The sequence below is a fragment of the Bacillus paramobilis genome, assembly GCF_038096195.1.
GTDB lineage: Bacteria > Bacillota > Bacilli > Bacillales > Bacillaceae_G > Bacillus_A > Bacillus_A mobilis.
This window is the reverse complement of record NZ_CP151108.1, coordinates 3,003,300-3,018,082: the sequence shown is the minus strand read 5'-3', so window position 1 is coordinate 3,018,082 and position 14,783 is coordinate 3,003,300. Positions and strand designations below refer to the sequence as shown.

Sequence of the window (14,783 nt, the reverse complement as noted above, 5' to 3'; positions counted from 1 at the left end):
ATGATATTGTTTGTTAGAAGGAGAGAGTTTACATGATAGAGAGTAAATTTGTAGATTCTGTACCAACTCTTAGTGAGAATGATTGTCAAATATGGTGGGCAAGAATTTCAGATTTACAATCATGGCATTACAATTTACTAAATGACGTTGAACGAGAGAAAGCAAATTCTTATCACCACTCGACAGATCGTGTCCGTTTTATAATAGGTTGTGTAATTAGTAGATTAGTTCTTGGGCAAATACTTTCTATTTCACCTGTTCAAGTACCGATTAGTCGAATATGCCCAGTATGTAAGTTACAACATGGTAGACCACAATTACCAGAAGGCATGCCGCAGTTATCTGTTTCACATTCAGGTGAGTGGGTTGTTGTTGCATTTACTAAATCTGCGCCTGTAGGCGTTGATGTTGAACAAATGAATCCAAATGTAGATGTTATGAAAATGGCAGAGGGCGTATTAACGGACATTGAAATAGCGCAAATTATGAAATTACCTAATGAAAAGAAAATAGAAGGTTTTTTAACATATTGGACCCGAAAAGAAGCAGTACTAAAAGCGACAGGTGAAGGACTAATGATTCCGCCAGTACATATTACTGTATCGGCTCCAAATGATTCTCCAAATTTGTTAGTTTTTAAGGATAGGCAAGAATTAGTAGAAAATACAATGATAGCAGATATAAGGCCGAGTGTAGATTATATGGCTTCAATTGCAATATTTAGTAAAGAAGTAACTGAAATCACACAGTTAGATGCAGTAGCGCTTTTAAATTATAAATAAGCTAAATAAAAAATCTTATAGAAGAGGTGTTCCTCATGTTAGTAGCGGAAAATAGAACAAATGAATTCACTTATAATGTACAAGCAATTAAAAATATTTTATTTTCTGGAGATACATCATCTATTCATGCTTTAGAAAAGCTTTTGAATGATATAGTTCAGTTTGATGTTCTCGAACAAGAGGTACTTGATAGACAGTACATCCCGAAAGAAGCAAAGAATTTTTTTGATAAAAACGGAACATTTCTTTACCGTGTATCCAATGTTAGTTATAAAGGAAAAGTATTATCTGAAAATCTCATTTTTGCCGATACTTCGTTTTTACCAAATACAATAAAGTGTGAGTTAGAGAGGGGAAACATTCCAGTTGAAAAACTTATAGAAAAGATGGAGGTAAGAAGGAACGTATTATATGAAGGATATCAGCCATCTGGAAATATTATTGAATTGTTTGATGGATGCTCTGTTACGGCGAATGTGTATCCAACTAGAAAATATCAAATTGTAAGTAACTGCAAATGTATATTTTATATTTGTGAAGTGTATCATGCAGAGAATATAAAAACTCTGCTTTAATAGAAAACAAAAAACCAGCCATTTTATAGGCTGGTTTCTTGTTTATTTCACAGCTTCTTTTAACTCTTTACCCGCTTTAAATGCTGGCACTTTACCAGCAGCGATTTGAATTTCTTCGCCAGTTTGTGGGTTACGTCCTGTACGAGCAGATCTTTCGCGCACTTCAAAAGTTCCAAAGCCAATCAATTGAACTTTATCGCCAGATTGTAATGCAGTAGCAATTGTGTCAAAAACAGATTGTACAGCTGCAGAAGCATCCTTTTGAGAAATATCAGCTGATTGTGCTACATTTTTAATTAATTCTGTTTTGTTCATGTTTTCACCTCATAAAAAAATTTTTTGGAATGAATGATTTAGTATAATGGATAGTAAAGATAAAGCTATTTATATTGTTAGAAAGAATGCTATATAGTTATGTTAATTTCGTTGCAAGAAACTGAATCCCTGCTAATAATTAGGGATTAATTAAGAATTGATGCATAGAAAACAATGTAATATGAGGATGAGGGGGAGTATACGGATGATTTTTCGTGAAAAAGATGAGAAAGAAAGTATATTAATTCGTCAACATGATCACGGTTTTTTAGCTGGGGAAATTGCGAAGTATATAAAAGAAGATTTTTTTGAAGATGACGAATATTTAAAAGCGGCTATTGATGCAATATATGAGCATGATAGAGGATGGATAGAACTTGATAAAGTTCCAATTTTGAATGATGCTAAAAATATCCCATATACATTTATGGACTGTCCAAGTTCATTACGCTTTGTTTTTTATACAATTGGTTTGAATGAAATTGAAGATTCAAATCCATACGGAGCATTACTTTGTAGTAAACATTTTTTATCATTTCCATTAAATGAGGAAGATGAAGAGATGATGTCATTTTATACAGGGGAATTGGAACGACAAAAAAGAATATTGAAAACGTTAACAAAAGAACAATTTGCGATGTTCGATAAACATTATAGATTATTAAAATTTTGCGATGAACTTTCTTTATATGTATGTATGAATAAACCTGGTGTAGAAAAGGAAAATGAAATTGATTTGTTTAAAGATGGTTTTGAAGGAACAGAAATGTTTAATAGTAAAGAAGGGAAACCTATTCAAGCTGAATGGGTAGATGAGGAAACAATTCGGATTACACCGTTTCCATTTCAAACTGAATTTCATACGTATGTAAAATATAAAACTATAAATAAACGTGAAATTGAAGAAAAAGGAATTGTAAAGGCTGATAGAGAATCAAAAGTGAAGAAACATACCATTCATTTCATACAATAGGGGGGCGATTTTGATTGAAAGAGTACATGTTAAAACAGGTGGATTACCATGCTTGGGCTAATATACGATTAATAAATCGACTAAAAGAATTACCAAACTATGAGACTATTATTAATGAACAGATACAGAGTGTATTTCCATCAATTAAGGATACTTTTGCACATATGTATATTACAGATCAAGTGTGGTTACACATATTGCATGGTAAAAGTATGAATGAAGCAATACAAGACCGAGAAATTTTACGAACACAAATCGAAAATAAATCGTTATATGAATTAGAAAAAATGTTTGAAAACATGGTAAATCAATATAAAGACTTTTTAAATACAATACAAGACGTGAATGCTGTGTTTGTTATCGAGAATCCATATGCAGGGAAATTAGAAACTTCAATTTTAGAGTTAGTACAACATGTCGTAAATCATGGGACATATCATAGAGGAAATATAACAGCAATGATTCGTCAACTTGGTCATTCATCGACAATGACGGATTTTGTGCTGTATTTACATATGGTGCAAAAGGGAAAGGAATTGAAATAGAGAAAAAAAGAATGGCTATTATAGATAAGCCATTCTTTTTTTAGTGATTAACTTGCCTGTTTTTTATGATTTTCTTTCAATTTCTCTGCTTGTAAAAAGCGATTCGTTTCAGATACAACAATACCACTTAACCCAATCAGGCCAATTAAGTTTGGAATTGCCATAAGTCCATTTGCAATATCAGCAAATGTCCATACGATACCTAATTTTAAATTTGCACCAATTGCAATCATGACGATAAAGATTGCTTTATAATATTTAACGGCACTTTCTCCAAATAAATAAGCCACGCATTTCTCTCCGTAATACGACCATCCTAAAATAGTAGAGTAGGCAAATAATATAATCGCGATACCGAGAATCATACTACCAGCAGTACCAAATACAGATTGGAATGCTAATGTTGTAGCTTCAACACCGGTTTTTCCTGACTTCCATGCACCTGTAGTAATTAATACAAGTCCTGTAATAGTACATACAATAAATGTATCTAGAAAAGTACCAGTCATTGAAACTAAAGCTTGTTTTGCAGGCGAATCTGTTTTTGCAGCCGCTGCTGCAATAGGTGCGCTCCCTAAACCAGCTTCGTTCGCAAATACACCGCGCGCCATTCCGATTTGAATAGCTGATGCAACTGTTGCACCGATAAAACCTCCAGCAGCTGCAGTACCAGTAAACGCACCAGAAAAAATAAGTGAAAATGCTTCTGGAATTTGATCGTAGTGATAGAAAATAATAATAAGACCAGCAATGATATAAAAGAAAGCTTTAATAGGAACAATATATCCTGTCACTTTCCCAATTTTTTTAACGCCACCTAAAATAACAATAGCAATTAAAAACGACATTAATATACCAGTTAAAGCAGGGGGGAAAGAGAAATTAATTCGCATTGCCTCTGCAACTGAGTTAGATTGCACCATATTACCGATACCGAAAGAAGCAGTTGTACCGAATATAGCGAATAAAACAGCAAGCCATTTCTTGCCTAAACCACGTTCTAAATAGTACATTGGTCCACCTGAATATTCACCATTTTCATTACTAACTCGGTATTTCACCGCAAGAATTGCTTCCGCATACTTTGTTGCCATACCGAATAACGCGGTAATCCACATCCAAAAGATTGCACCTGGTCCACCAATCGTCACAGCAGTTGCAACACCGGCTATATTTCCCATTCCAATCGTTGCCGCCATAGCTGTCATAAGAGCTTGGAAGTGGCTAATATCTCCAGAGGAAGATGTATCTTCTGATTTTTTAAATGCTAGTTTGTGAGCGTATAATAGTTTACTAAATTGTAAACCTTTTAAACGCACTGTGAGAATGATACCAGTACCAACGAGTAACAACAATGTTGGTAATCCCCACACATAGTGATTGATTTGTTCTAATACTGTACTTACTGTCTCCATCTGTATTCTCCTTTTTTAGAAAAAATAAAAACCACTTCAAGTAAATGAAATGGTCTCTGGAGAAACAAGGGATAGAAAAATAAACCGATACAAATCGGCTTTTTCTTTCGCTTGTCTCTGTCCTTTTACCTGAGAGATTATCCGCAATAGTAGCGGATTTGCTCCTTCGGTGCTCGTTTTCCTCCGCGCTATATATAGCGAGAGGGAGTCTCTCCAGAGATTCGTCCCCATGCAGTTCTACTTGTAACCAAGACCTGAGAGTTTCAAAGTTGGTTGTACAACTTTTTGCCCCGTCGGTAGATCAATAGACCTTCTCCTGAATGGTTCATCCGAATTATAAAATTTATAAGAACATTGATTGTAAATCAATAAAAACATTATAGACAGACAAAATGTGAAATGCAATCATTTTTTATTTTAAAATAGTAAAAAGTTTTATTTTTTAGAAAGCCCTAATTTATCTTCCACTTCAGTTAAAGTAGATAAAGCGAGTACAATATGTTGGTCCGCAAGTCCTAAAGCATGTTTAGTATTTTCAATTGTTTCATTGGATGGAGTAGAGTTATTTGCTCCGTCTATAATTAAATCTGCTGCGTTTTTCATAAATTTAGAAGCAGTCTTAAATTCAGTTGTGAAATAAATTAGTTGTTCTTGTATTTGTACTTCCGATATGTTTTCTTTAATTTTCAGAGTGTCTATTTCGTTCATAATTTTTTCGAATTGTTTGGAAATAGCAGTCGTTGTGACTAATAGTTTATCTCTGTCTACTGAATCTCCGTTCGTGTTAATTTCTTCCCAGGCAGGCAACCAATCTTTTTCGATGATGTCATTATAATTTGTAGTTAATTCATCAATTTTTGGTTGTAATTTAGTTTTAAAACTTTTTGTATCAACTGTTTCTACGGTAGTTTTTGCGTTATTATTTTTATCTTTAATTGCGTAGAAAATTGTACAGATAATAATAAAAATAGAAATAACTATTGTCCATTTATTAAAAAATAATTTCTTCAACGGGTAATACCTCCAAAAAAATCTTTTGATTTTTATATATAGCAATAATGTTGTTAATGGTAGAGAAAATAGTCTGGAATTGCTTTTAATTATATTTTTTCTATACATAAATAATTAATATTAGTAAAATGATGAAAGTTATATGTGAGAAGAGAGGATTATTAGTAAAAATGAATAAAAGAAAAATAGTTTCAAATATTTCAATGGCTATGTTATTAGTTAGTTTATTTGCACTTATATATTTGGACAAAGAATCTAAAATTGAAGATTTTCCAGTACCAATGTCAGCAATCCATATTAAAGATGAAAAGGAAGAGGATTATAAATATATAAGTGTAATGCCTATTACAAAGGCCAGTGGATGGGAGAACTTAGGGGAAAACGGGCATACTTTTAGTTTTAAAAAGGGGGAGAGGAAGGTAACTGTATTACATTATCCGGGAGAACTAACGTATTATTTATTTGAGAAAAAGATGAATAAGGGAGACTAGCTAAAGATGTAATTCATTAAGAGTTACATCTTTCTTTATTCTGAATTATTTGAAATAAAATCAGATAGATGGTTTGATAGAAGTAGTGATAAATATGATTCGTTCTATATACGGATAAAGAGATCATAAAATTATTATGTAAACTAAAAGTTGTATGTGGAAGATAAATTATAGCCTAAGGGGGAACTAAAAATGTTACTAAAAACAATATACTGTAAGGTAGAAGAAGAGAAAAAAGAGTTATTTTCAATCGCACAAGAAAAATGGCGTGATATACAGCATCTAGATGGATTTCATGGACAATTTGGTGGATGGAATAAAGATGAGGCATGTGTATTTACTTTATGGGAAGATCGAAGTGCATATCAGTCATTTATGAATGGTGCACACGATATAATTTATGTAAATAGTAATCAAGAGGATACGTTTCTTTCATGTGAAATTGAATTGTTTCAAACGTTGTATGATATTACTGATAAGTCTTTGAAAGATGTTGTTACAAAAGGAACATTCGTAAGAGTTGCTATATGTGATGTAAAGGTGGGAAAGGAAAAGTATTTCTTACATAAACAAGAAACAATTTGGAATACAGGAATGGAAAAAGAAAAAGGGATGTTAGCTGGATTTGTTGGGAAGTCTTTAAAAGCTGAAAATCGTTACATAGTGTTAACTTATTGGAAAGATGAAATGGCGCATCAAAATTATGTAAAAGAGATTTTCCATGAGTTGTATAAACTAGCTAATATTCATGATGATTTAAAAGATATAAGAGGTAAACAAGCTATATGTAAGGGAGAGTGGCTTGTATATTAAGTGTACAATACGTGCATAAATGAATGTATAATAAAGACATTTTCTTATAAACGAGTAATTAATAGAAGACGTTATATACCCTTTCATGTTAATATATTTAAGTTATAATAGAAGGCTTACCCTTTTGTATTGTACGGTAGAAGCAGTGTGAGCTTGAAATTTTGTTTAGAAAAGGATGTGCCTAATTTGCGTATCAATAAATTTATTAGTGAAGCTGGAAAAGCGTCTCGACGTGGAGCAGATAAATTAATTAATGAGAGAAGAGTAATTATTAACGGTAAGGTTGCAAAAATTGGTGACCAAGTCAATCCAGGTGATGATGTACGCGTAAATGGAGAGCAACTTCGTATTGCTCGAGATCACGTATATATTGCTTTAAATAAACCAGTAGGTATTACATGTACAAGTGAAAAAGCTGTAAAAGGTAACATTATCGATTTAGTGAATCATCCTTTACGAATTAGTCATATTGGACGTCTTGATAAAGACTCAGACGGTTTAATTTTGTTAACGAATGATGGTGATATCGTTAACGAAATTTTACGTGCTGAAAACAAACATGAGAAAGAATATATCGTTTCTGTAGATAAGCCAATTACACCTGATTTCTTAGAAAAAATGGCAGCGGGTGTGAAGATTTTAGGAACGAAAACACTTCCTTGTGAGATCACACAGTTATCAAAATATGAGTTCAACATTATTTTAACACAAGGGCTAAATCGCCAAATTCGTCGTATGTGTGAAGCTTTAGGTTATCAAGTATACACGTTAAAACGCACGAGAATTATGAATATTGAATTGAATAATTTACCTGTTGGACAGTGGAGAGATTTATCGAAGAAAGAGAAACGACGTCTATTTTCAGACTTAAATTATGAACCACAAGATTGGTAAAATTGAGAAGGGGAAACCAAAAATCTATTTTGGTTTCTTTTTCTATTAAATAAAAAAACTTTTTTAAACACTTGCAATAATAAAATGAATAGGATATAGTGAATAACAATTAATGGATGTACTTATAAAAGCAAAGAAAAGGACACGAGTTATTTTGCCCGGTTATACAGAGAGGGAAGGAAAGCTGAGAACTTCCTAACGCAGAAAAATAACTTACCACCTTAGAGCTGCACTAGGGAAATTAAGTATCTAGTGCCGTGTAAGCGACGTTATCGCAAAAGAAGCCATTATGTTTTTTGTGATGGGAATCTGGGTGGAACCACGAATATAAGCATATTCGTCCCTAATTTTTAGGGATGAATATGCTTTTTTGCATTCAATTTCATAATAAGCGAAGAAAAGGACACGAGTTATTTTACCCGGTTATACAGAGAAGGAAGGAAAGCTGAGAACTTCCTAACGCAGAAAAATAACTTACCACCTTAGAGCTGCACTGGGGAAATTAAGTATCTAGTGCCGTGTAAACGACGTTACCGTAAAAGAAGCCATTGTATATTTACAATGGGAATCTGGGTGGAACCACGGGTAAAAGCACGCTCGTCCCTATTTTAGGGATGAGTGTGCTTTTTATTATGAAATGGAGAGATGAAAAATGAAAGAACAAATGATTGAACTTAAATTTCCAGATGGTAGCGTTAAAGAATTTGCAAAAGGAATTACTTTAGAAGAAGTTGCTGGATCCATTAGCAGTAGTTTAAAAAAGAAAGCAGTAGCGGGGAAAGTAAATAATCAGTTATATGATTTACGCCGAAATATTGAAGGAAATGCGGAAGTAGAAATCGTTACTATAGATTCTAATGAAGGGGTAGAAATTGCAAGACACTCTGCGGCACATATTTTAGCGCAAGCTGTAAAGAGAATGTATGGCAATGTAAACCTTGGTGTAGGGCCGGTTATTGAAAATGGATTTTATTATGATATGGACCTTCCAAGTAGTGTAAACGTAGAAGATTTACCGAAAATCGAAAAAGAAATGAAAAAGATAATAAATGAAAATGTAATAATAGAGCGAGTTGAAGTTTCTCGAGAAGAAGCAGCAAAACTGTTTCAAGAAATGAATGATCACCTGAAATTAGAACTGTTAGAAGCAATTCCTAGTGGGGAAAGTGTAACACTATATAAACAAGGTGAATTTGTAGATTTATGTAGAGGACCACATTTACCGTCAACAGGATATTTGAAAGCATTCCAATTAACTCACGTTTCTGGTGCATATTGGCGAGGTGATAGTAACAATCAAGTGCTTCAGCGTATATATGGTGTTGCGTTCTCTTCTCAAAAAGAATTAGAAGAGTATTTACATTTCGTTGAAGAAGCAGCAAAAAGAAATCATCGTAAATTAGGTAGTGAGCTGGAGTTATTTATGTTTTCAGAAGAGGCTCCGGGAATGCCATTTTATTTACCGAAAGGACAGATTATCCGAAATGAATTAGAAGCATTTTTAAGAGAAATTCAAAAAGAATATAAGTATCAAGAAGTACGTACTCCGTTTATGATGAACCAAGAGTTATGGGAGAAATCGGGACATTGGGGACATTACAAGGACAACATGTATTTCTCTGAAGTGGATAATAAAAGCTTCGCATTAAAACCGATGAACTGCCCAGGACATATGTTAATGTTCAAAAATAAATTACACTCTTATCGCGAATTGCCAATTCGTATGTGCGAGTTCGGCCAAGTACACCGACATGAATTTAGCGGGGCATTAAACGGATTATTAAGAGTTCGTACTTTCTGCCAAGATGATGCTCATTTATTTGTAACACCAGAACAAATTGAAGATGAAATCAAATCCGTAATGGCGCAAATTGATTACGTTTATAAAACTTTCGGATTCGAATATGAAGTAGAGCTTTCTACTCGTCCAGAAGATTCAATGGGTGATGATAAGTTATGGGAGCAAGCAGAGGCATCATTAGAAAATGTATTACATTCATTGGATTATAAATATAGACTAAATGAAGGTGACGGTGCATTTTACGGACCGAAAATCGATTTTCATATTAAAGACGCTTTAAATAGAAGTCATCAGTGCGGAACAATCCAGCTAGATTTCCAAATGCCAGAGAAGTTTGATTTAAATTATATAGATGAGAAGAATGAAAAGAGAAGGCCAGTTGTCATTCACAGAGCAGTTTTAGGATCTTTAGATCGTTTCTTAGCAATATTAATTGAGCACTTTGGAGGTGCGTTCCCGGCATGGGTGGCACCAGTTCAAGTGAAAGTCATTCCAGTTTCGAATGCAGTCCATGTACAATATGCAGATGAAGTTGCAGATAAATTAGAACAAGCTGGTGTTCGTGTAGAACGAGATGTACGGGATGAAAAGTTAGGATATAAAATAAGAGAAGCACAAATGCAAAAAGTTCCTTATATTCTTGTTATTGGGGATAAGGAAATGGAGAACGGAGCTGTAAATGTACGTAAATACGGGGAAGAAAAATCAGAGGTTGTTGAACTAAATGGGTTTGTGGAAAGTATGAAAGAGGAAATAAATAATCGGAAATAAAGTTTAAAAAGAAAACACACCAATTCAAAAGGGTGTGTTTTCTTTTTTACCTTACAAAAATGTAAGGTAAATGTAAGCGAAATCGAAGGAACGAGTTGTAGAAAAGTGAGAATATGAAATAGGAAAAAGGTTTGCGTAACTCGTGTAATCCTTTCTGATTGAAAAATTAAAAAATTATTAAGGGTTTACATGAGAAAAAGATAAGAAATATGTGAGAAATTCATTTTATACAAAAGGGATGGAGTGAAAGAGATGTCAACAAACGTAGTTACTGTAGAACGTGTAGAAAAAACGTATGGGAAAAGAAACGAGAATCAGTCAAAAGCATTAAGGGGTGTGTCATTAAGTATTAAAGAAGGGGAATTCGTCGGGATTATGGGTCCTTCTGGCTCTGGAAAAACGACACTACTTAATGTGATAAGTACACTGGATCAAGCGACAGGTGGCAGTGTGACAATAGCTGGCACAAATATTACTTCAATGAAGGGGAATGCTTTATCAGATTTTCGATCTCAAAAATTAGGATTCATTTTTCAAGATTTTAACTTACTAGAAAACTTATCAATTTATGAAAATATTGCTTTACCACTTTCTTTGCAAGGCGTACCTTCAAGCGAGATTACTGGAAAGGTGAATGAGGTTGCGAAGAAGTTAGGGATTACTGAAATTTTAACAAAATATCCAACTGCTGTTTCTGGTGGGCAAAAGCAAAGAACAGCGGCAGCTCGTGCTTTAGTACATAATCCAGCAATTGTATTAGCAGATGAACCGACAGGAGCGCTTGATAGTAAAAATGCAAAAAGCTTATTAGAAGCGATGCAAGATTTACATGAAAACCACAATGTAAGTATTTTAATGGTTACACACGATGCATTTAGTGCCAGTTATTGTGAACGTATTTTATTTATTCAAGACGGCCTTCTATACAAAGAGTTAAAGCGTCAAGGAACGCGAGAAGATTTCTATCAAGACATTTTAGGTGTGCTCGCTCATATGGGCTCAGCCGCTGAGTCTAAGTAGGGGGCGAGACTATGTTATTCAAATTATCACGTCATAGTATGAAAAAGATGCTAAAAGATTATATGGTTTTACTTATTGGTCTCGTTATTAGTATTAGTATTTTCTACATGTTCCAAACGATGGCGATGAATAGTGAATTTACGAAGGATAATAGTCTTATTAGTAGTATTAGACTCGTATTTTGGGTAGGTGCCATACTATTATCGTTCATTACTGTATTTTATATTATATATGCCAATTCTTTCTTGCTCACATTAAGAAGAAAAGAACTCGGTATGTATATGATGCTCGGTGCGAAAAAGAAAAAAGTAGCGCAATTATTATTTATTGAAACATTCGGTATGGGTATTGTCAGTATTATTATCGGGATTTTAGTAGGGATGTTACTTGCAAGTGTAGCAGGAAACTTTTTAATGAATGGTATGGAAATTTCAGCGAAAGGTAGTTACTCATCTGTATATACACCAGCAATCTTAGTTACAGCTATTTTCTTCTTAATACTATTTTTTATTACTGGTTTAATGAATAGCATCCGGTTATTACGTAAAACAGAACTGGAGTTAATTCGTGAAGATGAAACACTAGATGAAGTGAAGAAAAGTAAAACTCGCATTATTATAATGACAGTACTCGGTATATTGCTAGTAAGTACAGGATACTATTTTATGGTAAATATAAAAATGTTTGCTGAAGTCGGTTTTATAATAGCGACAATCGTTACAACACTTGGAACATATTTTATCTTTAGTTCATTGCTCCCATTTTTTGTGATGAAAATTAAAGGGAATAAAAAACGAAATGAAACAGGCTTAAATAGTTTTACATATGCACAGTTACGCTTTCGAGTAAATAGTTTATCGAGGGTATTAGGTACGGTAGCGATGTTAATTGCATTAGGTGCAGGGGCAATGACGGCAGGTATGGCGTTTCAAAAAAATGTCGGCATTATGACAGACTTTTCTCGTGTATATGATGTTGTAATTCATGATCCAAATGAACAAGATAAAGCGGCCTTGAAAGAAATGGAAATTGTTGAAGAAAGTAAGTACAAGTATAAAGTAGATGGAGAAGCGGTTTATTATTTACGTAACGACTTAACTGAGAAACCACCACTCGTTTCCGATCACTTTGATACAAAAACTTTAAAAGAGCCTGCTCGTAAACGTGTGGCTGAACCTTTAACTGAACCTGTTTATTCTGCTTTGGAAGCTCCCGAAGCAGCCAATAAACTTCCTCGTATGCCAAGGGATTGGGAAGATGCGGTTGTAAGAGAAATACAAATTACACATAATCAATTTAACGGAAAACCTGTAAGAATTGCTGATGAAGAACACTACAAAGCAGTTCAAGGAACGGAACATAGTGTAACATTAGCAAAAGTAGATGATATGAAAAAATATAAACCGTTGTTAATTGAAATAGACAAGAGACAAAAAGAACAAATTGAAAAAACAACAGGTACAAAAGTAGACTTATTTACAAAAATGACAATTTATCAGTTTATGAACAGTTTCATGAGTGGAACAATGTTTATGGGGTTTTTCCTTGGAATTGCCTTTTTAGCAATGATGGCAAGTTCACTAATGTTCAAAATATTAACAGGTGCTTCTCGTGATGTACGCCGTTATGAAATGTTACGAAAAATCGGTGTGAGACGTAGTATGTTAACGAAAAGTATTTATAAAGAAATTTCATATTTATTTATCTTCCCAGCGATTATTGGAATTTCCCACGTGTTAGTAGGGCTTAACTTATTCAGTTTTATATTAGTTGACCCGTTTGTAAAGGTGTGGGTGCCGATTGGGATTTTCTTAGTCATTTATTTCATCTATTACTGGATTACTGTCCAACTTTATAAAGGTATGGTAATGCCGAAAGAAGAAGTAGCGAAATAGTTATAGAAAAGAGTCCTTGTTTAGAAAACAAGGACTCTTTTCTATATTTGTAATACATTGTGAACGAGTCTTTCTACGAATCGTGTATTGAAAATTAAGAAAATATTAAGAGTTTATATAGCGGAAAGTTAAGAAGTGTATGGGATATTAAGAATGTGCAAACGAGCAAGATGAAATTAGAGAGAGAAATTGTTATATATTCATATTATTTTGAGGGAGTTTTACAGAATTAAATTGATGTTTTTATAAATTTTAAAGAAAGGAGACTACTTATGAAGAAGATAAAAAAACTAATAAAACTTATTGGTGCCATCACTACACTATTATTAATCGTAGCACTAATATTTCCTACATGGACCTCGCAAATAAAGGGGAATAACAGTATAAGTATATTAGAGCAAGTAGAGATAAATGGAAGTGGTCATGAAATTATGATACGCGGAAAAGATAAGAACAATCCAGTTATTATTTTTGTACATGGTGGACCAGGAACTTCAGAAATACCATATGCGCAAAAATACCAAAACTTATTGGAAGAGAATTTCACAGTTGTAAATTACGATCAAAGAGCGAGTGGGAAGTCATATCATTTCTTTGAAGACTATTCGAATCTTACATCAGATTTTCTTGTAGAAGATGTATTAGCTATGACAGATTATGTTTCAAAACGTCTTGGTAAAGAAAAAGTAATATTGGTTGGTCATTCTTACGGTACATATATTGGAATGCAAGCTGCCAATAAAGCTCCTGAAAAATATGAAGCATATGTTGGTATAGGGCAGATGAGTGATACAGTAGAAAGTGAAATGGATAGTTTAAACTATGTGATTGAACAGGCACAAAATGCTGGGAATACAGATGAGGTTTCCTATTTAAATGGGTTGACTGAAAAAATTAAAAATGGTGATACATACACTCCGCGAAATTATGTTGCGAAATATGGTGGAACATCAAGACATATTGAAAATCCAGATGGTGATAATATCGGGATGTTACTTAGTAATGAATATAACTTGTTAGATGTAATTCGTTATAACGTTGGACTATCACATTCTCAAACGGTCTTATTAGAAAAGGATTTAAAGAATCCATTGCCTAATAAGGTGACTAAAATAAAGCTACCGTTTTATTTCCTTATGGGGAAATATGACTATAACACTTCATATCATGCAGCAAAAACATATTTTGATAAGATTGAAGCAGTTCAAAAAGAATTTATTACTTTTGAGAAATCAGCTCATTATCCACAATTTGAAGAGAAAGAAAAATTTTATAAGTGGATGTGCGATACATTCATAAAATAAACAAAGTATATCCGAATTTTAGAGAATTAAAAAAGGTAGTGAGACGTATCCAGATTTTTTGATACATTGTATTAACTGAAGCGAAGTTATATAAAAAGACTCTTGTATAAATGACAAGAGTCTTTTTACAATGTTCTCTATATAGAAGGAAAAGATTGGATAATGGTCGAAAAATATA

General features: G+C 33.4%; 14 protein-coding genes, 1 riboswitch and 2 other annotated features. Of the genes, 11 read left to right on the top strand and 3 right to left on the bottom strand.

The window, feature by feature from the left end; all coding sequences use genetic code 11:
* Positions 1-32 precede the first annotated feature (32 nt).
* Together sfp and AABL52_RS15530 are read left to right on the top strand one after the other, a co-directional pair.
* On the top strand, positions 33-782 hold the full coding sequence (gene sfp / locus AABL52_RS15535; protein ID WP_097845128.1) for a 4'-phosphopantetheinyl transferase Sfp: 750 nt from the start codon (positions 33-35) through the stop codon (positions 780-782).
* Between the two features lie 35 nt (positions 783-817).
* Complete coding sequence (locus AABL52_RS15530) at positions 818-1,357, top strand: cold-shock protein (protein ID WP_341517877.1); 540 nt, start codon at positions 818-820, stop codon at positions 1,355-1,357.
* A 42-nt stretch (positions 1,358-1,399) separates the two neighbouring features.
* Here AABL52_RS15530 and AABL52_RS15525 read toward each other — a convergent pair whose 3' ends face one another.
* On the bottom strand, positions 1,400-1,672 hold the full coding sequence (locus tag AABL52_RS15525) for an HU family DNA-binding protein (protein ID WP_001043907.1): 273 nt from the start codon (positions 1,670-1,672) through the stop codon (positions 1,400-1,402).
* Between the two features lie 205 nt (positions 1,673-1,877).
* On the opposite strand from AABL52_RS15525, the gene AABL52_RS15520 reads away from it, so the two are divergent.
* A complete protein-coding gene (locus AABL52_RS15520) occupies positions 1,878-2,645 on the top strand; it encodes a DUF3891 family protein (protein WP_098239511.1) in 768 nt (255 codons plus the stop codon).
* Between the two features lie 14 nt (positions 2,646-2,659).
* Positions 2,660-3,190, top strand: coding sequence for a DinB family protein (locus AABL52_RS15515; protein WP_000666443.1), 531 nt, complete (start codon positions 2,660-2,662; stop codon positions 3,188-3,190).
* Positions 3,191-3,237: 47 nt separating this feature from the next.
* Here AABL52_RS15515 and AABL52_RS15510 read toward each other — a convergent pair whose 3' ends face one another.
* Both AABL52_RS15510 and AABL52_RS15505 read right to left on the bottom strand, forming a co-directional pair.
* A complete protein-coding gene (locus AABL52_RS15510; RefSeq protein WP_098239505.1) occupies positions 3,238-4,605 on the bottom strand; it encodes an alanine/glycine:cation symporter family protein in 1,368 nt (455 codons plus the stop codon).
* A gap of 107 nt (positions 4,606-4,712) precedes the next feature.
* Positions 4,713-4,832: riboswitch (glycine riboswitch) on the bottom strand.
* 208 nt (positions 4,833-5,040) lie between these two features.
* Positions 5,041-5,616, bottom strand: coding sequence for a hypothetical protein (locus tag AABL52_RS15505; RefSeq protein ID WP_341517876.1), 576 nt, complete (start codon positions 5,614-5,616; stop codon positions 5,041-5,043).
* A 128-nt stretch (positions 5,617-5,744) separates the two neighbouring features.
* Here AABL52_RS15505 and AABL52_RS15500 point away from each other — a divergent pair, with 128 nt between their 5' ends.
* The 7 genes from AABL52_RS15500 to AABL52_RS15470 all read left to right on the top strand — a co-directional run bounded on the left by AABL52_RS15500 (position 5,745) and on the right by AABL52_RS15470 (position 14,605).
* Positions 5,745-6,107: a hypothetical protein gene (locus AABL52_RS15500; RefSeq protein ID WP_341517875.1), complete on the top strand. Its 363-nt coding sequence runs from the start codon at positions 5,745-5,747 to the stop codon at positions 6,105-6,107.
* 192 nt (positions 6,108-6,299) lie between these two features.
* A complete protein-coding gene (locus AABL52_RS15495) occupies positions 6,300-6,920 on the top strand; it encodes a YdbC family protein (protein ID WP_341517874.1) in 621 nt (206 codons plus the stop codon).
* A gap of 186 nt (positions 6,921-7,106) precedes the next feature.
* Complete coding sequence (locus AABL52_RS15490) at positions 7,107-7,814, top strand: pseudouridine synthase (RefSeq protein ID WP_001222159.1); 708 nt, start codon at positions 7,107-7,109, stop codon at positions 7,812-7,814.
* 124 nt (positions 7,815-7,938) lie between these two features.
* Positions 7,939-8,162 (top strand) — a binding site (T-box leader).
* Between the two features lie 37 nt (positions 8,163-8,199).
* Positions 8,200-8,422, top strand: a binding site (T-box leader).
* 44 nt (positions 8,423-8,466) lie between these two features.
* Positions 8,467-10,386: a threonine--tRNA ligase gene (gene thrS, locus AABL52_RS15485; protein ID WP_341517873.1), complete on the top strand. Its 1,920-nt coding sequence runs from the start codon at positions 8,467-8,469 to the stop codon at positions 10,384-10,386.
* A 252-nt stretch (positions 10,387-10,638) separates the two neighbouring features.
* Complete coding sequence (locus tag AABL52_RS15480; protein WP_341517872.1) at positions 10,639-11,406, top strand: ABC transporter ATP-binding protein; 768 nt, start codon at positions 10,639-10,641, stop codon at positions 11,404-11,406.
* A gap of 11 nt (positions 11,407-11,417) precedes the next feature.
* Complete coding sequence (locus tag AABL52_RS15475) at positions 11,418-13,301, top strand: ABC transporter permease (RefSeq protein WP_341517871.1); 1,884 nt, start codon at positions 11,418-11,420, stop codon at positions 13,299-13,301.
* Between the two features lie 272 nt (positions 13,302-13,573).
* The gene (locus AABL52_RS15470) at positions 13,574-14,605 is read left to right on the top strand and encodes an alpha/beta hydrolase (RefSeq protein WP_341517870.1); all 1,032 of its coding nucleotides are present in this window, start codon (positions 13,574-13,576) and stop codon (positions 14,603-14,605) included.
* Positions 14,606-14,783 lie beyond the last annotated feature (178 nt).